At 34.3% G+C, this 19,824-nt stretch carries 19 protein-coding genes; 16 read left to right on the top strand and 3 right to left on the bottom strand.

Annotated features, from left to right (window positions below):
- Positions 1-79 precede the first annotated feature (79 nt).
- From argH to AAC069_RS08410, 3 genes are all read left to right on the top strand, one after another.
- Positions 80-1,360 carry an argininosuccinate lyase gene (gene argH / locus AAC069_RS08420; RefSeq protein WP_339920030.1) on the top strand — a complete coding sequence of 427 codons (1,281 nt, stop codon included), beginning with the start codon at positions 80-82 and terminating at the stop codon, positions 1,358-1,360.
- Positions 1,361-1,504: 144 nt separating this feature from the next.
- Complete coding sequence (locus AAC069_RS08415) at positions 1,505-2,503, top strand: DUF2157 domain-containing protein (protein WP_339920029.1); 999 nt, start codon at positions 1,505-1,507, stop codon at positions 2,501-2,503.
- Complete coding sequence (locus tag AAC069_RS08410; protein ID WP_339920028.1) at positions 2,487-3,647, top strand: hypothetical protein; 1,161 nt, start codon at positions 2,487-2,489, stop codon at positions 3,645-3,647. The genes AAC069_RS08415 and AAC069_RS08410 overlap by 17 nt, the downstream gene beginning before the upstream one ends.
- 69 nt (positions 3,648-3,716) lie before the next feature.
- On the opposite strand, the gene ytxJ is transcribed toward AAC069_RS08410, so the two are convergent.
- Positions 3,717-4,109, bottom strand: coding sequence for a bacillithiol system redox-active protein YtxJ (gene ytxJ / locus AAC069_RS08405; protein WP_339920027.1), 393 nt, complete (start codon positions 4,107-4,109; stop codon positions 3,717-3,719).
- 144 nt (positions 4,110-4,253) lie between these two features.
- Between ytxJ and clpB the strand changes: the two genes are divergently transcribed.
- The 3 genes from clpB to AAC069_RS08390 all read left to right on the top strand — a co-directional run bounded on the left by clpB (position 4,254) and on the right by AAC069_RS08390 (position 8,494).
- A complete protein-coding gene (gene clpB / locus AAC069_RS08400; RefSeq protein WP_339920026.1) occupies positions 4,254-6,860 on the top strand; it encodes an ATP-dependent chaperone ClpB in 2,607 nt (868 codons plus the stop codon).
- 322 nt (positions 6,861-7,182) lie between these two features.
- Positions 7,183-7,725 (top strand): hypothetical protein, encoded by a 543-nt coding sequence (locus AAC069_RS08395; RefSeq protein WP_339920025.1) that lies wholly within the window; start codon positions 7,183-7,185, stop codon positions 7,723-7,725.
- Between the two features lie 259 nt (positions 7,726-7,984).
- Positions 7,985-8,494 carry a hypothetical protein gene (locus AAC069_RS08390; protein WP_339920024.1) on the top strand — a complete coding sequence of 170 codons (510 nt, stop codon included), beginning with the start codon at positions 7,985-7,987 and terminating at the stop codon, positions 8,492-8,494.
- Positions 8,495-8,728: 234 nt separating this feature from the next.
- Here AAC069_RS08390 and AAC069_RS08385 read toward each other — a convergent pair whose 3' ends face one another.
- Positions 8,729-9,031 carry a hypothetical protein gene (locus AAC069_RS08385; protein ID WP_339920023.1) on the bottom strand — a complete coding sequence of 101 codons (303 nt, stop codon included), beginning with the start codon at positions 9,029-9,031 and terminating at the stop codon, positions 8,729-8,731.
- 358 nt (positions 9,032-9,389) lie between these two features.
- Here AAC069_RS08385 and AAC069_RS08380 point away from each other — a divergent pair, with 358 nt between their 5' ends.
- From AAC069_RS08380 to AAC069_RS08350, 7 genes are all read left to right on the top strand, one after another.
- On the top strand, positions 9,390-9,797 hold the full coding sequence (locus AAC069_RS08380) for a nuclear transport factor 2 family protein (protein WP_339920022.1): 408 nt from the start codon (positions 9,390-9,392) through the stop codon (positions 9,795-9,797).
- Between the two features lie 479 nt (positions 9,798-10,276).
- Positions 10,277-11,074, top strand: coding sequence for a DUF1853 family protein (locus AAC069_RS08375; protein ID WP_339920021.1), 798 nt, complete (start codon positions 10,277-10,279; stop codon positions 11,072-11,074).
- Between the two features lie 9 nt (positions 11,075-11,083).
- Complete coding sequence (locus AAC069_RS08370; protein WP_339920020.1) at positions 11,084-11,572, top strand: Gmad2 immunoglobulin-like domain-containing protein; 489 nt, start codon at positions 11,084-11,086, stop codon at positions 11,570-11,572.
- Between the two features lie 567 nt (positions 11,573-12,139).
- Positions 12,140-12,487 carry a DoxX family protein gene (locus tag AAC069_RS08365; RefSeq protein ID WP_339920019.1) on the top strand — a complete coding sequence of 116 codons (348 nt, stop codon included), beginning with the start codon at positions 12,140-12,142 and terminating at the stop codon, positions 12,485-12,487.
- Positions 12,487-12,822 carry a DoxX family protein gene (locus tag AAC069_RS08360; RefSeq protein ID WP_339920018.1) on the top strand — a complete coding sequence of 112 codons (336 nt, stop codon included), beginning with the start codon at positions 12,487-12,489 and terminating at the stop codon, positions 12,820-12,822. Before AAC069_RS08365 ends, AAC069_RS08360 begins: the two co-directional genes overlap by 1 nt.
- 502 nt (positions 12,823-13,324) lie before the next feature.
- Entirely contained in the window at positions 13,325-15,331 is a 2,007-nt protein-coding gene (locus tag AAC069_RS08355) for an ATP-binding protein (protein WP_339920017.1), read from the top strand.
- 7 nt (positions 15,332-15,338) lie between these two features.
- Complete coding sequence (locus tag AAC069_RS08350) at positions 15,339-15,740, top strand: response regulator (RefSeq protein ID WP_339920016.1); 402 nt, start codon at positions 15,339-15,341, stop codon at positions 15,738-15,740.
- Between the two features lie 106 nt (positions 15,741-15,846).
- Here the strand turns inward: AAC069_RS08350 and AAC069_RS08345 are convergent, their stop codons facing one another.
- Positions 15,847-16,566, bottom strand: a complete 720-nt coding sequence (locus AAC069_RS08345; RefSeq protein ID WP_339920015.1) for a hypothetical protein — start codon at positions 16,564-16,566, stop codon at positions 15,847-15,849.
- Between the two features lie 189 nt (positions 16,567-16,755).
- On the opposite strand from AAC069_RS08345, the gene AAC069_RS08340 reads away from it, so the two are divergent.
- From AAC069_RS08340 to AAC069_RS08330, 3 genes are all read left to right on the top strand, one after another.
- Positions 16,756-17,688: an NAD-dependent epimerase/dehydratase family protein gene (locus AAC069_RS08340; protein WP_339920014.1), complete on the top strand. Its 933-nt coding sequence runs from the start codon at positions 16,756-16,758 to the stop codon at positions 17,686-17,688.
- Between the two features lie 151 nt (positions 17,689-17,839).
- A complete protein-coding gene (locus AAC069_RS08335; protein ID WP_339920013.1) occupies positions 17,840-18,727 on the top strand; it encodes a carbon-nitrogen hydrolase in 888 nt (295 codons plus the stop codon).
- Positions 18,728-18,729: 2 nt separating this feature from the next.
- Positions 18,730-19,770, top strand: coding sequence for an agmatine deiminase family protein (locus AAC069_RS08330; protein WP_339920012.1), 1,041 nt, complete (start codon positions 18,730-18,732; stop codon positions 19,768-19,770).
- Positions 19,771-19,824 lie beyond the last annotated feature (54 nt).

Here is a 19,824-nt window from a genome sequence, read left to right as displayed (position 1 = left end):
AAAATCTGGAAATGAAATAAACAAACTATTTTAGTTTCAAACCAACAACTTGAAACTTTAAACCTGAAACAAAAAAATTATGAAACTTTGGGAAAAAGGAATACCTACTGATAAACAAATCGAACAATTCACCGTTGGTAACGACAGAGAATTGGATTTGGTTCTAGCTAAATATGATGCTTTGGGCTCTATTGCTCACGCTAAAATGTTAGCAAGCATAGGCTTATTAACCACTACTGAAACTGATTTTTTAGTAGCTGCTTTAAACGAAATCATTATTGATGTTGCTGAAGGAAACTTTATAATCGAAGATTCATTTGAAGATGTACACTCCAAAATTGAATACTTACTGACCGTCAAATTGGGAGATGCGGGTAAAAAAATACACACTGCGCGATCTCGTAACGACCAAGTTCTAGTCGATGTCAACCTGTATTTAAAAGACGTTGTTATTGACCTAAAAGACCAAGTCAAATCGCTTTTTGATTTACTAATGGAATCCGCAGAGAAGTATCAAAATGTACTTTTACCTGGCTACACGCATTTACAAATCGCTATGCCATCTTCATTCGGAATGTGGTTTTCTGCTTATGCAGAAACGTTAATTGATGATATCACGATGTTGAATGCTGCTTTGAAAGTGGTAGATCAAAATCCGTTAGGTTCTGCTGCAGGATACGGGAGCTCGTTCCCTATCAACCGAACATTCACTACAAAAGAATTGGGGTTCGAAACCTTAAAATACAATTCGGTTGCCGCACAAATGAGTCGTGGAAAATCAGAAAAAACTTTGGCTTTTGCTATGAGTAGCGTTGCTGCAACTTTGGCGAAGTTCTCCATGGATGTCTGTGTCTATATGAGTCAGAATTTTGATTTTATAGGTTTACCTGCGCACTTGACAACAGGTTCTAGTATTATGCCACACAAGAAAAATCCTGATGTTTTTGAATTAATTCGTGGAAAATGCAATAAGATTCAAGCTTTACCATACGAAATCACTTTAATTACTAATAACCTTCCAAGTGGATACCACAGAGATTTACAATTATTGAAAGAAGGATTGTTTCCGGCCATTCAAAACTTACAAGCTTGTTTAGATATTGCTATTTTCTCGATAAAGGACATCAAAGTAAAAGACAATATTCTAGCCGATAAAAAATACAACTACTTGTTTACAGTAGATACTTTAAACGAAATGGTTGTTGCAGGAATGCCGTTTAGAGACGCATACAAAGCCGTAGCGGAACAATTAGAGAATGGAACTTATGAATCCCCAAAAGAGACCAAACATACTCATGAAGGAAGTATAAATAATTTATGTTTGGCAGAGATAAAAGAAAAGATGAAATTGGCTTTTTAAAAACTGCTCCATACCTGACTACTTTAAAAATCCATTCTTAACTGAATGGATTTTTTTTTGAAATTATAGTGTACAAAAAATAGTCGTATAGAAAATCAACAAAGAATACATATATTTGAATAGTAGCCAATTTAAATCATAAATATGAATCCCTTTGAAGAACAAGCAACTCAAGCCCTTTTTGAGAAAAAATTAATAACGGATGCCCAATTCAAACAAGTTAAAGCCTATCGAAGTTTGGAAATTTTTTCACTAAATACCGAGTTGAAACTGTTTCTATACCTTTCTGTTTTGTCTTTTACGACAGGAATTGGAATATTGATTTATCAAAACATTGATACTATTGGTCATATTGCTGTCTTATCATTATTATTAGTGGTAGCCATCATTTGTTATTATTTTAGTTTTAAAAATAGCACTGGATTTCAAAAAGGCGAAACTAATTTTGAAAACCCAATATATGATTACCTCATTCTTGCAGCTATTCTCTTGACTTGTATTTTTATAGGCTATTTGCAATTTCAATACACCGCTTTTGGTACTCATTATGGATTAGCTACTTTAATTCCCACAGTAATCGGACTCTTTTGCGCCTATTATTTTGACAACAAAAGCATCTTATCCATTGCAATCACTGGGTTGGCTGCATACATTGGTTTATCGGTTAGTCCACAAGCATTGCTTAATAATGATTTCTACGAAACAAATACTTTAAGCTATTCGGCGATTGCCTTAGGAATTGTACTTGTTCTTTGGTCGATTTACAGTAATCAGATTGGATTAAAAAAACATTTTACTTTAGTGTATTTAACTTTTGGATTACACCTTATTAGTATTTCCTGTGTCAATAATTTATTTGAACCATACTGGTTAATATTCGCAGTTATTTTAGCTGCTGCCTTGTATTATTTTTATACGTCCAGTTATAAAGTCAAATCTGTTTCTCTTTTTGTTTTCACTATCGTATATGCATATATTGGGGTTAATATTATTTTATTTAAAGGCATTGAGCTTCTAAATATTGATGAGTTTTTAATTTCTTTCTTCTTTTTTGTACCCTTTTATTTCATAATTTCTATAATCTCTTTTATTCGCCTTATTAAAAAATTCAATAAAAATAGTAGCGATGATAGTATACGATAAAGTGGAATTAGAGAATTTAACTCTAGTCGAAGAAGCACATTCTTTAAAAGAAGCTAGCTTCATAGATAGCGAACAATATAAAGGGATTTCTAAACAACTAACAATCCCAAAAAGTAGTAACAACCTATTAATCAGACTGGCTTTTTTCGTATTGGGAAGTTTTTTATATTCCTCTATTTGTGGTTTCTTAACTTTAATTGGCGAAAATGCAATAGGTGAAAATTTTAAAGTTATTGTATTTCTATATGCGGCCGTTGGTTTTGCGGGAGCAGAAGTCATGACACGTCTAAAATTTTATGGTCATGGATTAGATGATGCCTTTATAGTAGGATCCCAATTAACTTTGGCTGTAGCCATAGGACTTTTAACAGATGGAAACGAAATAGTAATTGCGTCTATTATAACACTTACCGCATTAATTAGCTATCTCCGTTATTTACATCTCTCCATGGCGCTATTATTTTGTTTAGCACTAACAGCCACGCTAACATACGCGATGTTTGAATTGGGTAGCATCGGAAAAACCGTTTTACCTTTTGTAATGATGTTATTTGCTGTAGCAATCTATTTTATTAGTAAAACAATCGTACCAAAAACAACAAACCCATTTTATTACAAAGGAATTTCTTTAGCAAATAGTTTCAGCCTAATACTCTTTTATCTTTCTGGAAATTATCTGGTAGTACGAGAACTTTCAGTTGCATTACTTGGTGCAGCCATTGCTCCAAATAGTGATATTCCGTTCGCACCATTCTTTTATGGTTTTACCTTTGCAGTGCCCCTATTTTATTTAGTTTATTCGATTTTAAAAAAAGATAGAATAATGCTTTGGATTGGGTTCTTAGCACTTGGTTTTTCTATTTATACCATCCGATTTTATTATGCTGTTTTACCTATTGAAATTGCATTAACCCTTGGCGGTGTACTCCTCTTTGCTTTTACTTATTTTGCTATAAAAAAATTCAAAAACAAAGAAACTGGAATCACATTTAAGCCTGATCGTTTAACAAAAACAAATGCTTTTTTGAATGCCGAAATACTAATTGCTTCCCAACTAGGCTTAAAACCAGAAACTACAACCGAGTCAAATATAGAATTTGGTGGTGGTGATTTTAGTGGTGGCGGTTCAAGTGGGACTTTTTAAAAACAATAAACCGCAAACCCAACAAATAATAATTTGCGAATTTGCGGTATTTTTTTCTAGCTAAATAAACTATACTTTCCCCTTCAAAGCTTCAGCATCAATATCGCTGTGGGAAACATCATAAATCGATTTCCCTCCCTTAATCAACAATAATTGTGGTGATTGATGCATCACTCCAAATCGTGACGCTATGTCGTTAGAAATATCGCGATGCGCTATTAAATCTAAAAAATAAGGTGTAACTTTATCTGTGAGATCAAACTCATTTTCAAATTGTTTCAAAGCCATTCTACTAATACTGCATCGAGTGCTGTGTTTGAAAATAACCACTGGTTTTTCATTAGAAAGTGAAACAATCTCATTTAGCTGCTCCAAATCAGTTAAAGCATTCCAGTTCATTTTAGGTGCCGATTCATTTTCATTCTCCGAAGAGCCACCAAAGATATTTTTTAAAAAACTCATATTTTGTCTGTAATTAAGTCATTTTGACTTGGTTATATGATAAAAATCATATTCTTTACGCCATATTGTCTGTACTATTGTAATGGAATATAAATTGATTATCAAGTTGCAAAGTTACCATAATAACTCTAAAATTATAAAATCATGAACATAAATAAATTTACTATAAAATCACAGGAAGCCATCCAGCATTCACAGCAGCTAGCTGAAGGTTTTGGCCAACAACAAATAGAAAACGAACATTTATTCAAATCCATGCTTGAAGTGGACGAAAATGTGACTCCTTTCATTTTAAAAAAACTAAATGTAAATGTGCCGCTATTTATCCAAATTTTAGACAGCACCATACAAAGTTTCCCCAAAGTAACTGGAGGCGAAGTAATGCTTTCTAGAACGGCAAATTCTACCTTAAACGAGGCAGAAGCTATTGCAAAAAAAATGAACGACGAATTCGTTTCAATCGAACATTTGATTTTGGCTATTTTTAATTCTAAAAGTAAGGTTGCTCAAATATTAAAAGATCAAGGTGCAACCGAAAAAGGACTGAAAGCCGCTATAGACGAATTGCGAAAAGGAGAAAGAGTGACTTCCGCCTCTGCCGAAGAAACGTATAATTCTTTAAATAAATACGCTAAAAACCTAAACGAACTAGCCAAAGCAGGGAAATTAGATCCAGTAATTGGTCGGGACGAAGAGATTAGAAGAGTACTCCAAATATTAACGCGTCGTACAAAAAACAACCCAATGCTTGTGGGAGAACCCGGTGTAGGTAAAACCGCAATTGCTGAAGGTTTAGCACACCGTATTGTTGACGGTGATGTTCCAGATAATCTGAAAGACAAAATCGTATTCTCACTAGATATGGGAGCCTTAATTGCTGGAGCCAAATACAAAGGAGAATTTGAAGAACGTCTAAAATCAGTGGTCAAAGAAGTAACCGCTGCCGAAGGCGATATTGTTTTATTCATTGATGAAATTCATACACTTGTAGGCGCTGGTGGTGGTGAAGGTGCGATGGATGCAGCAAATATCCTGAAACCTGCCTTGGCTCGTGGAGAACTGCGTGCTATTGGGGCAACCACATTGGATGAATATCAAAAATATTTCGAAAAAGACAAAGCGCTCGAAAGACGTTTTCAGAAAATAATTATCGAAGAACCAGATACTGAGAGTGCTATTTCAATCCTGCGTGGTATCAAGGAAAAATATGAAACACACCACAAAGTACAGATAAAAGATGAGGCGATTATCGCTGCAGTCGAATTATCACAACGCTATATTACCAATCGTTTTCTTCCGGATAAGGCTATTGATTTAATGGACGAGGCCGCTTCAAAAATACGTATGGAAATCAATTCAAAACCCGAAGAACTCGATGTTTTGGATCGAAAAGTGATGCAACTCGAAATTGAAATCGAAGCCATAAAAAGAGAAAAAGACGAAAGTAAACTCAAAATTTTAGGAATGGATTTAGCCAATCTTAAAGAAGAGCGAAACGAAATTTATGCGAAATGGAAATCAGAGAAAGATGTTGTCGATAGTATTCAAGGAATAAAAACAGAAATCGAAGATTATAAATACGAAGCTGAAAGAGCAGAACGTGAGGGCGATTATGGTAAAGTAGCCGAAATTCGTTACGGTAAAATCAAAGAAGCCCAAGAGCGTCTGGATGTTTTACATAAGGAACTAGTTGAAAACCAAGCTGGCGGAAGCTCCCTGATAAAAGAAGAAGTAACCCGCGAAGATATTGCCGAAGTAGTAGCTAAATGGACTGGAATACCAGTTATGAAAATGCTGCAAGGCGAACGCGAAAAACTATTGCATCTGGAAGCTGAATTGCACCAGCGTGTCGTAGGTCAGGAAGAAGCGATTGAGGCCGTAAGTGATGCTGTGCGTAGAAGCCGCGCCGGATTACAAGACATGAAAAAACCCGTGGGAACCTTTTTATTCCTTGGAACAACTGGTGTTGGTAAAACCGAATTAGCAAAAGCATTGGCAGAATACCTCTTTGATGATGAAAATGCCATGACCCGTATCGACATGAGTGAATACCAGGAACGCCATAGCGTGAGCCGTTTAGTGGGAGCACCTCCTGGATATGTAGGCTATGATGAAGGCGGTCAGTTAACGGAGGCGGTGCGTAGAAAACCGTATTCTGTAATATTATTAGATGAGATAGAAAAAGCACATCCCGATACGTTTAACATCTTGTTACAAGTATTAGACGAAGGTCGATTAACCGACAATAAAGGACGTCTCGCCGATTTTAAAAACACCATTATCATCATGACTTCTAATATGGGAAGCCAGATTATTCAGGAGAAATTTGAAAATCTAAAAGGCAGCATGGAAGAAGCCACAGAGGTCGCAAAAACCGAAGTGCTCAGTTTATTGAAACAAACGGTACGTCCAGAATTTATTAATCGTATCGATGAAATCGTAATGTTTACGCCATTGACTAGTGCTAACATCACTAAAATTGTTAGTTTACAACTTAAAAGTGTGACCAAAATGCTCGCACTGCAAGGAATCACCATGGATGCAACCCCTGAAGCTATAGCGTATCTGGCCGAGAAAGGTTATGATCCACAGTTTGGTGCCAGACCAGTGAAACGTGTGATACAAAGAGACGTATTAAACAGCCTCTCTAAAGAAATTCTAGCTGGAAAAATCGCTACAGACAGTATCATACTGCTCGACGCTTTCAACGGGGAATTGGTTTTTAGAAACCAAACAGAGTTAGTAGAATAATTGATTATTTGTTATATTTTTTTGTAGTATTAAAACACCAGTCGAAAGGCCGGTGTTTTTTTTATGCTGATTTTCAGGAGCAGAAATAGTTATTCTAAAAACACCATCCCTCCTGCTATCCACTTTATCTTTATATCCTCGTTTTAAGAACGAGGATATAAAGGATGCCTTTGCTATCAGGGCTAACTATTAAATTTATTGCACTTCAATACCAAAAAGAGTAATTATAAGAAAAAAAAACACCAAAAAAGATGTATATATTTGATGTTATATGCAAGTTAGTGGCAATCTTAAAAAAAAAAAAGAAAATCAGAAATCTAAAATGACGAAAAGAGAAATTCAAATTTCTAAAGAAAAACGGGAACTAAAATTAAACTTTTGGCAGAAAACAACTCACTATGGAATTGTTATTGGAATCCTTATCATTCCTATAACAATTATATTTTTATCGGTAAAAGACGTACTTAATGGAACTAAGAGGGATTTTTCTGAAAATCAATTATGGTTTATTATTATTCCAATTTTAATATCTATACTCTTTTATTTTTCACAAAAAAGGAGATTAAAATTTAAAGTTATTTATACAAGCTTAAACGTATTTGAAATTAAAAAGATTATAACCGAAATTGAAGAACAAAGAAAATGGATAAAAAATAAAAACACAGAAAATTATTATACGGCTACGACCTATCCAGGCTTTTTTTCTGGTAGTTGGGGAGAATTAATAACTATTATTTTTGCCGAAAACAGAATTTATTTTAATAGTATTTGCAATCCAAATGCGAAAAGTTCAGTTGTTTCTATGGGAAGAAATAAAAAACATTATTTAACTTTATTAAACAGAATTAATCAAGCCAGCCACTAACAGCCATTTTGAGCTAGCTGGAATTTAGTGGAATTACCGTTTCGCATCAAGTTTTCGTTTAACCGAAAATTGAGCGGTTACGAACTTCCAGCCATCTCAAAGTGGCATAACGTTAGCGGTAATGCTATAACCGAATTAAATGAAACGATTTTCAATTTTTAAGAAGTCATCGCAATTTTATTGGAGTAACAATAGAGTTATTTATCCAATTATATTCACTTGTACGCTCATTTTAGTAATAAAAAATGGAAGTGGAATTTTGGAAAAAAACTTTCTCAATAATACTCTTCTTGGAATGATGCTTATCACTGTTATTTGCGGAATAATTTTAGGCGTTATCGGAATTCCTAAAACTGAACCTTTGAAAGGCAAAATTGATGGATTTCTAACTTTTGAAATGAACTCAATTGAAATTGGAAATAAAGTATTTGAAATTGAAAAGATTAAAAATATTGAGATTTCAAATGACGATTATTATGGTAAAATAGTTGCTTCTGTGAGAGGTAACTTTAATAGTCCTAGGTCAAACGGAGTCGCAAATTTTATAAAGCTAAAACTTTATTCTGGCGAATTGAAAATGTGTAATTATGAACTATACAACTCAAATGATATTCAAAAAATAAGAGATGAATTAATAAACTATTATCTTAACGAAAAAATAGAGTTAGATAATTTAGCAAATATTCTTGGCGAAAAAAGCGAAAGTGAAATTGCAGAATTGAAATTCGAAATCGAAAAGAAATCACAACCCGATAGCGCGGATTTGTAATCCGTGCCTACAAAGATTAAGACTGCTATTATTTTGATTCTAATTCAAAAAGTTTAAGTTCAAAATACTTAGTGTGATTACTTTGTTCCGCGCAATGACAAGGTTTGCGGGAATTCTTTATAAACCTTTGTGAATCTCTGTGCTTCCTCATTGCCTCTTTACGAAACAAGAATTATTGTGCAGATGACAGGTAGATTTCTCCATCGTCAGAACAGAAAAACCAAAAAGAAATCCTTAGTAGAGACCGATTTGTAGAAGCTCTATCTTTAAAATTCTATTAATTGGGATTCCAACTCCTTTCTTTAAAACTACACTTTCATCTGTTACTGCCCAAACTGTAGTTTCTACCATTTTTTTTGACACTCCATCTTCAAAGTAAATTTGAATTTTTGAATGTTCTAAATTTCCTAAAGAAAGTGCTCTCTCTAATGCGTTTTTTCTTTCTTTAATAGCACTATCGTCTTCTAATACTTCAGAATGTGGAAACTTTAAAGTTTCTATCTTTTCTTTCTCGATAATTTCAAAATCTATAGTCATAATTATTTAATTTGAGTTATTAAATAGTCCTATTGCCTTGATACACTATCAACATTTAATTGACGATAGTTTAACAAATATAATTACATTTTGCATCTCGTTAACTTTTGTTATTAGTAATTTAACAAATCTTTAATAACCACCTCATTATCTTGCTTTTACCTTAAAAATATGTGTTATATTTGAATAAAATACAGCAGCATTTTTTTGACAGAATTATATTGTGTTTTATTAAAAAACGGAGGGAAAGTAAAATTATTTCACTTGAACTTGTGGAGTCTTTAGAACAAATACTAACGATTTTAGAATGACTTAAAATATGAATTAAAAATACCTAAATGAATTAAAATCAAAAATCATGGAAAACAAACAGAACGTTCAGGTTATTGACAATGTGTACAAAGCTTTCGCAACGGGAGATATGCCAACGGTTCTCGGGTCTATGCATCCTGATATTGTATGGAACGAAGCCGAAAGCAATTCTCTTGCAGATGGCAATCCATATATTGGTCCAGATGCTATCTTAAATGGTGTTTTTGTACGTCTTGGTGCTAACCACGAGTATTTTAATTTGAAAGATATACAACTTCACAACATGAGTGACAATAAGGTTTTAGCAACCTTACGGTATGATGCTAAAGTAATAACTACAGGAAAGACCTATGATGCTCAAGCAGCACATTTATGGATACTCAATGACGACGGTAAAATTATGTCCTTTCAGCAATATATAGACACTAAGAAATTAGCAGACGCTGAAAAGTAATTTTAATAACACATTATTTGGCGACCAAAAACAGATAATGATTTTGGTTCTTCCCCGGTGGTAAAAATCGGAAAAGTGTAACTGAATTAGTAATGTTGCCTCCTAATACTATTAGTCGAATAATTTACCCGACCAAACGGATTTTCACACACGATCGTTAGCGCAAAAAGCCTTTCTGTGCTAACGAAGATTAGTTCTACTACTCTTTTGAATAATAATTCCAAAAGTTTACGTAAAAACATACTTAGTATGATTGCTTCGTTCCTCATAATGATCTGGTTTTTTGAAATGCTTGATTAACCTTTTGAAAATCTCAGTATTTCCCTTGTTTCTCTTCGTTACACAAGAATTGCTGCCTCCATTATAAATTGATTTCACCTTCGAATAAATGATGAACTCTGTAGAAATTCTTTGTGATTCTTTCCAAATCGCTGTGCTGTATCTTTGCGTAAACAAAATACATTAATACCTACTAGAAAATGAAAACGAAGTCAAGGATAGCATCAATAGTAAAAGCCAATAGTCTAGACTTTTCTATTACTGGTTTACAGACTTTTGATTTATCAGCATTAAACCTAGTAAGGGATCTAGAATTTCAATTGCCAACTAATTTAAGATTAGGTCATTTAGTAGAAAAAATTGTTTCTGAATTAATTAAGTCCTCTACCAACTACAAAGTGCTATATGAAAATACTCAGATCATTGAAGATACGAAAACTATAGGTGAAATTGATTTTATCATTAAAGATGAAGGTACAAAGCAGTTAATCCACATGGAGTTAGCTTATAAATTTTATCTATTCGACCCAAGTATTTCTTCGGAACCAATAAATAACTGGATTGGACCAAACAGGAATGATTCTTTGAAAGAAAAATTAGAAAAATTAAAAACAAAACAATTTCCTTTACTATACGATAATTGCACTAAATCAACGTTTGATACAATAGCAATCGACGAAGTTTCGCAAGCGCTATGTTTACTAGTTTTCTTGTTTATTCCTTATGAATACAAGGGCAGTTTTAGCCCTATTTATGAAAAAGCTATAAAAGGGTACTATTTGAATCTTAAAACATTTGTTAGCCTTGATAATCCTGGAAAAAACTATTATATACCTTCAAAAAAGGAATGGGGAATGGATCCATCTGAAAACGAAATTTGGACAGACTTTAATGGTATAGAAAAGCACATAAAGACTTGTATTGGAGAAAAACAAGCTCCACTATGTTGGCAAAAACACAAAGATTCGTATTTAGAATTTTTTATAGTTTGGTGGTAAATTAATTTGATGAGAAAAAAGAGAAACATCTTATATAAGAAAACAATGAAAATAAAATCAACAATCTTGTTATTAGCCGTGCTTGTATTTGCATGCAACAACAAAAAAAGTGACGATACTAACAATAATGAGAACTCGACTTCTATTGATACCGTTCAAGTAACAAAGTCCGTCGAACCCCAAAAACAAGTAGTAACGGCATTGTCAAATCAACATTTTCGCCAAGTAACTGTAGAAAAAGTAGATGGAAATAAATTCCACGTAAAAGGACAAGCTCAAGTGTGGGAAGCAAACATAAATTGGGTGATTGAGGACGGCCATAATGAATTGAAAACTGGTTTCACAACGACCGATGCTGGTGCACCAGAATGGGGCAACTTTGATTTCACAATTGATATTGAGAAAAAAGAGGAGTCGTCAACTTTAACTCTTATTCTGTTTGAAGAGAGCGCAAAAGATGGTAGCCGAAATTATGAATTACCAATACCACTAAAGTAACTTGTCAATACTGGCGCAAGTATCATCACTCACAAACGATTATCATTGCTTCTAATTTACTGATACAGTTAGATATTGTTGCTGTAGACGATGATACTGTGGTTACTTCATTCCTCGTAATGACCTGGTTTGTAGAAATTATTTAAAATCTGCGCTAATCTCTACCTTTTCCCTGTGTTTCTTTTCGAAATATTTTTTCTACTTCGCTCTACTAAGTTATATATAGAAAATAGTAATAATCTGTTTTACGTACTCTACTTACTTGCAATACCATTTTGTGCTAATTTAACACGTAGATTTTGTGAAATTAAGAAGAATTTACAAAATTAATAATCATTTTTCGTAAGAATTTTTATCTTAGTAGAATAATTGTAGCCACGGTACCATCAAATGTGACCACAACTCATAGACGACGCGCCGGTAGGAATAAACGAGCGAATATTTAATACTTAATCGAGTATAAAAGTTAATCATATTAGAGATTAAAAAGTGAAGACCAGAAATCACTCAAAATAACGGGGCAGAACCTGAAAAGCCAAATTAGTAAGGAAATTTAAAGGAACTAAAATGATGAATTTATCAGTGATTACGCAACTAATTGTTGCTATTTCTGTTGTTATTGTATGGGTATTTCGTTTCGAAAATATCGTGAAAGAATTTAAACAATATGGTCTGAGCGATTTGACGCGTACGATTGTTGGAGCCACTAAAATAGTATTAGCAACATTGCTTGTAGCTGGAATTTGGTATCCTTCTCTGGTTTTAATTCCGTCACTATTGATGGCTTTCCTGATGTTGAGTGCACAGTATTTTCACTTCAAAGTAAATAACCCTTGGCAAAAACGTATACCCTCATTGTTTCTTTTGCTACTAAGTCTTTATATTGCTGCTGCAACCCTTAATCTAATTGCCTAATGAGTTTACTAGAAGTTTTAATAATTTTTTCGAGTCTCTCTTTTTTAGGTTATGGTGTAGCTTACTTTACAACTCCAAATATGAAAAGTGAATTTATCCGCTTTGGGTTGAGTAAATTTGGTGCACTTACGGCAATTTTAGAAATTGTGGGAGCTATAGGTTTACTAGTTGGCTTACTATACAATTCTATTTTACTAATATCCTCTGGAGGCTTAGCCTTATTAATGTTTTTTGGAGTAATAGTCAGGCTAAAAATTAAAGACGGTCTATTAGCTTCATCACCTGCCTTATTTTATTTTGGTTTAAATCTATATATCTTTTACATATCAATGTAAAGTTTATTTGATCAACGATTCTGTTATGCTTGTCCACTTGGCTTTTGTAAATTAAATTCCCGCATACTCAAAGCTTATTGTCAATGATAAAGTAAATATCAAATAAACTGAGGAAATATCTCTTGACTAGATGCCAATGCTATTTTAGAAGTTAGTGCGATAGCTATCGGAATGATGAAATCAAATGGTTTGTAGAAATTATTTATTAATCTTACTGAATCTCTGGCTTTTCTCTTAGCCACTTTGCGGAACATATTTCCCATCTAGCCCTAGCATCTATTACTTATAAAAAAATAGTATATATTTGAATTGTGAAATAAACCTATAACGTACTCCAAGTCCCCCCAGACAACCGCGATATGCTTTACGGCTTAGCGCATAGATACAAGTTGTTTGTATTCTATGAGCAAAGTGAGAACGTTGAACTTTGTAGCTTCAAATCCACAAAAAAACAAAACAGCCAACCTGCACCATTGAGGAAAAAAATAAACCGTCAAAAATAATGGGAAATTCAAAAAATGACAAAAGCAAATCAGCTCCCCCCGATCCGATTTTAATGGATTCAGCTGAAGCTAAATTTCAAAACCTCATTTCGCAGGCGCCTGTTCTTATTGTTACCTATTATGGTCCTACTTTTATTATTCAAACCATTAATAAAATAGCGCTCAGTGTTTGGAAAAAGTCATACGATGAAGTAATCAACAAGCCTCTTTTTGATGTAGCTCCTGAATTAGAAGATAGCTTAACAAAGATACTCAACGATATTTATACTACTGGTGAACCTTTTATTGCCAGTGAAATCCCCGTTGAAGTTAAACGCACAGGAAAACCGGATACGGCTTATTTCAATATGCTATATAAGCCTATGCGTGATTTGGATAATAAAATTTACGGAATCATATTAATCGGAACTGAAGTAACCGAAACTGTAATTGCCCGAAAACAAATTGAAGAAAGTGAAAAGCGTTTCAGCAATATACTTTCACAATCCCTTATGGCAGTCGCTATCTTTACAGGACCTGACATGTTAGTCACTTTTGCCAATGAGCAAATGCTTAATGTGCTAGGAAAAGGAAATGATATCCTTGATAAACCTTTGCTGGAGGGAGTACCGGAATTAAAAAATCAGGCTTTTCCACAATTGCTTTTAGATGTATACACTACCGGAGTGGCTTTCGAAGGATACGAAACCAAAGCCATTCTTGTTCGCAACGGAGTACCAGTACATGCTTATTTTAATTTTGTGTATCAGCCCTACCGCGATCTGGGCGATACCATTATAGGCATTACCGTGCTCGCAACCGAAGTAACCGAACAGGTGCTTGCAAAAAAACAAATTGAGACAAACAATGAGGAAATAAAGAAAATTGCAAGCCATTTAAAATTAGCAACTGATTCTGCCAAAGTTGGCATTTGGTCGTTAGACCTTCTTTCGTCGAAGTTGGAATGGTCTAACGTGCATAAAAAAATGTGGGGATATGACGAAAATCGTGAAGACTTAACTTATGAACACTGGTATGCGGTGATTTTGCCAGAAGATAGAGAAATGGCTTTACAAAAAGTAGAGCAAGCAAAGGTTTTTCCAGGCATTTATGAGGTTGATTACCGGATTACTCGTGCAAATGATGGAGCTCTCGTTTTCATAAAATCAACCGGGTTGTATCATTATGATAAATTTGGTATTGCTCATACGTTTACTGGTATAACCATTGATATTTCAGAACAAAAGAGGATTGATGCAGAATTGATAGAAGCAAAAAGGAAAGCTGAAGCTGACAAAAAAGTAGCTGATCATGCTGTTATGGCAAAACAGCAATTTTTATCAAACATGAGTCATGAAATCCGTACTCCAATGAATGCCATTATCGGTTTTACAAAAGTGTTGATAAAAACCGATTTGAATGAAAAGCAAAAAGATTATTTACAAGCGATAAAATCAAGTGGCGATACGTTAATCGTTCTTATTGACGATATCCTCGATTTAGCAAAAGTAGATGCTGGGAAAATGATATTTATAAACGCGCCTTTTAAAATGTCACAGTCAATAACCACAATTCTTCATTTGTTTGAAACAAAAATCCAGGAAAAAAATTTAGAATTAGTTAAGGAATATGACTCCAGAATTCCAGAAATCCTACTGGGTGACTCGGTTCGTTTGCATCAAATTATGATTAACCTTTTGGGCAATGCAATAAAATTTACTGCAAAAGGGACAATCAATGTAAGCGTTAGTTTACTGAGCGAAGCGGAAGAAAATGTAACAGTTGAAATAAAGGTGACCGATTCAGGAATTGGGATTCCTGCAACTAAAATTGCATCCATTTTTGAAAACTTTGAACAAGCGCACACGATCACTTCAAGTTTATATGGCGGTACCGGTTTAGGACTAGCTATTGTTAAACAATTAGTAGAAAAACAAGGAGGAGCAATTTCAGTAAAAAGTAAAGTTGATGAAGGTTCCACTTTTAGTTTCACTTTAAGTTTTCAAAAAAAAACAACCAGATTCTGATAGCTATGTGGAAGAAGAAAGAGAGATAGAATTAGACAATGAAATTAAAGATATAAAAGTATTGGTGGTTGAAGATGTAAAACTAAATCAGTTATTGCTAAGAACAATATTGGATGATTTTAAATTTGCATGGGATATGGCAGACAACGGGAAAATAGCTATTGAAAAACTAGAAACCAACGACTATGATATTATTCTAATGGACCTGCAAATGCCAATAATGAATGGATTTGAAGCAACAGAATATATCCGTAATAAAATGAATTTGCAAACCCCAATCATTGCACTAACAGCCGATGTGACCACCGTTGATGTAGAAAAATGTAAATCAGTAGGTATGAACGACTATATTTCAAAACCGCTGGATGAAAAATTGTTATATACTAAAATTTTGGATCTAATAAAATAACCCCGTCTTGTCATAAAAATAGTCAAAGACTATATTCTTTACCAATAAAAAACCAGTCTTAATGACTGGTTTTTTACAATAGAAAAAGCAAATTAATTACTTGCTATTATAGCTCTGTAAAAATAGCAGAGTCAAAAGTACTTTTTACTACTACATTTTTAGGTCCAACATCTTCATTAGGTCTATCAAAAGAAAGCAAGATATTACCCGCTTTTTGATAGTTATTCCAAGGCTTCATGAACTTTGGTTCGGCATCATTAAAGTTTTTATAGTACGCCCATTGCTGTATTAAGTGATTTTCTTTATCGACATACAACCAGTATTTATTTTCAGGAGTTACGCCTACAGCACTAAAGGTGAGTTGTAAAATATCTGCCGTTTTACCGTTTGGCAATTTGTCTGTTTTGACATAAGCAAGGGTTACTCCGGGGTCTTGTAATTTCCACGGCATTACTAACCAATACGAATCATTTATCCACCAGTTCTTCGCTTTTTCAAGTAAACCGTTGGCTTTAGTCTCGTCTGCTAATAAAACTCCATTCTCATAAACCTTTCCTTTTAAAGTATTGATATTTACTAAAATTACTTGATTTGCTGTTGGATTCTCTACGCGAACATTACCCGTCCATTTATCCCATGAGAGTTTTCTATTCACAAAATCCCATTGGATAAAATGAGTATTATTGTAATTATTTGCTCCGCCCATCGCAATCAGCATTTCTTTTACGATTGCCTCGGCTTTTTTATCCTTGGACTGCGCCAATACTGATGTGCTAGCGAAAATTAGCGTAATAAGAATTAGCCCTGCTTTAAAAATAATTTTCATAATCATTTATTTGATTGATTCTAAGTAACAAAAATAGTCGCTTTTCCTTCTCATTTGAATTCAAGACTGATTATATAAACTTATATCTTCATTATTATTACCTATTGTTGCTTCAAATACTGAAATATACCGCATCTATTATGCTTACCTTAGCATTCGTACAAACAAGTGACATGAAAAAAATATAAAATGCAAACAATATTAGGAGCAAACGGAATAATAGGTGAAGAATTGGCTCGTGAATTACGGAAAAACTATACAGACCAAATTAAATTAGTAGGACGCAATCCTCAAAAAGTGCATCCAGACGATTTTCTTTTTAAAGCAGATCTACTCGATCCAGAAAGTGTTTTAAAAGCACTTGAAAACACGGAGATTGCATACCTGACAGTTGGACTTCCTTACGATTCTGAAATATGGCTTAGAGATTGGGTAATTGTAATGCAAAATGTAATTGTCGCTTGTAAAAAGAACCGCTGTAAACTCGTTTATTTTGACAATACCTACGCCTATCCTCAAGACAGCAAAATTCAAACCGAAGAAACGCCTTTAAGTTCTGACGGAAAAAAAGGAATAGGCAAAAAAATGGCCGCTGAACTTTTATTAAAAGCCATTGCTACTAAAGAAATTGAAGCCGTGATTTGCAGAGCACCTGAATTCTATGGTCCAGGTAAAACCAAAGGTCTTACTAATAGCCTTATTTTCGAAAATCTTAAAAAAGGCAAAGAACCTAAGGTATTCTTAAAAGACACAGTGGTACGAACATTAATCTTCACCCCAGATGCTAGTAAAGCCATGGCGTTAATTGGTAATACAGCCGATGTTTATGGCCAAACTTGGCACTTACCCTGTGACGACAATAGACTAACCTACAAGCAATTTATTGCAGAAATCGAGCGCCAATTAGGACGAGAAGTAAAATACAAAGTATTACCTAGGATTGTACTTAAAATAGGGTCCTTATTTAACCATAACCTTAAAGAAACACAAGAACTACTACCTCGTTATGCGATCGATAATATCTTTGAGTCCTCAAAATTCAAAACTAGATTTCCAGAGTTTAAAACAACCACTTATTCAGAGGGAATTAAAATAATCCTCAACGATTACAGCATAAAGTAAACTGGAACCGTTAGATGCAATAGGTTCTGGATACTTTTTTGTTTCAATTTTAGTAATAGATAAACGCGAATAAATTATCCGAAAATTTTCCATTCTCCCCATTTTCTACTCTTTATAAAATTCACTATTTTTGCAGTCTAAAATTTATACGATGCCAAATAAAAAATATAAAATAGCGGTTATTCAATTAAACCTTAACGATGTTGCCGAAAACAACCTTAAAAAATGTTTAAGTTGGGTTCGTGATGCCGCCAATCAAGGTGCTGAGGTAATCTCACTACCAGAATTATACAGCAGTCATTATTTCTGTCAGAGTGAAGATGTTGATAATTTTGCATTGGCAGAACCGCTTTACAGCACCTCGTTTATTGCTTTTAGTGCTTTGGCAAAAGAATTAGGCGTGGTAATCATTGTTCCGTTTTTCGAAAAAAGGATGGCTGGAATCTACCACAATAGCGCCTACATTATTGATACTGATGGTTCAGAAGCAGGTTTATACCGCAAAATGCACATTCCAGATGACCCGCATTTTTATGAAAAATTCTATTTCACTCCTGGCGATTTAGGTTTCAAAACCATTCCTACACAAAAAGGAAAAATTGGAACACTTATTTGTTGGGATCAATGGTATCCAGAAGCAGCTCGATTGACCGCTTTAAGTGGCTCAGAGGTCTTGTTTTACCCTACAGCCATAGGATGGCATCCAGGAGAGAAAGAGCAATACGGTGAAAACCAATATGGCGCTTGGATGAATGTCATGAAAGGTCATGCAGTTGCAAATGGTGTCTACGTTGCTGCGGCTAACAGAATAGGTTTAGAGCAATATTTACCAGATACAGCTGGAATTGAATTTTGGGGCGCTTCGTTCATTGCGGGACCACAAGGCGAAATTTTGGCGCAAGCCTCACACGATAAAGAAGAAATTCTAATTGCCGAAGTTGATTTAGACTTGCAAGAAAATGTGCGTCAAAACTGGCCGTTCTTTAGAGACAGACGAATTGATGCTTTTGGAGATATCACTAAAAGAGCAATCGACTAATTATGACGACAAACAATAGAAGATTTCCTGCAGAATGGGAAAACCAACAAGGTATATTACTTTGCTTTCCTCATAACGGAAAAGACTGGCCTGGAAAATATGAAGCCATTCAATGGGCATTTGTTGAATTTATCAAAAAAGTAGCGACATACGAAACGGTATTTTTAGTAGTCATTGACGACAAACAGAAAGAAAAAGTAACCGAAATGCTAGAAATGGCAAGGGTTAATATCGATAATATCTCATTTATTATCCAAAAAACAAACAGAAGTTGGATGCGCGACTCTGGCCCTATTGTAATCAAAAATGGAGACGCTAGAGAAGCATTAAATTTCAACTTTAATGGTTGGGCAAAATATAAAAACTATCAATTAGACAAACATATTCCCGCTACAGTGGCTAATTTTCTGGATATTCCGCTTACACAAGTGATGTATAAAGGAAAACCGGTAATTGTAGAAGGTGGAGCAATTGATAGCAATGGACGTGGAACTTTACTGACCTCAGAAGAATGCTTAATGCATCCTGATATTCAAGTAAGAAACCCTGGTTTTACTAAAGCAGATTACGAAGCTGTTTTTAAGGAATACCTCGGAATCACGAATGTGATTTGGTTGGGCAACGGAGTCGAAGGCGACGATACCCACGGACATATAGATGATTTATGTCGTTTTATCAATGAGGATACGATTGTAACAATCGTTGAAACAGACCGAAACGACGCTAATTATGCGCCATTACAAGACAACCTGAAACGTTTGCAAAATGCTACATTAGAGAATGGAAAAGCTCCTATTGTTGTGGCTTTACCAATGCCTAAACGAATTGACTTTGAAGATTTAAGATTACCGGCAAGTTATGCTAACTTTCTAATACTAAATAAATGCGTGTTGGTTCCGACTTTTAACGATGTCAATGATCGCGTAGCACTAAATATTTTAGCAGAATGTTTCCCTGATAGAGAAGTTATCGGAATTAGCGCTATTGATTTAATCTGGGGTTTTGGAACTTTACATTGTTTAAGTCAGCAAATCCCAGCCTAAACAATTTAAATATTTATATATAAAAAAACACCAGCAATCTTGCTGGTGTTTTGG

The sequence above is a fragment of the uncultured Flavobacterium sp. genome (assembly GCF_963974175.1).
Taxonomy (GTDB): domain Bacteria; phylum Bacteroidota; class Bacteroidia; order Flavobacteriales; family Flavobacteriaceae; genus Flavobacterium.
Note: the sequence above shows the minus strand (reverse complement) of the source record. Positions and strands in the feature narration are given on the sequence as shown.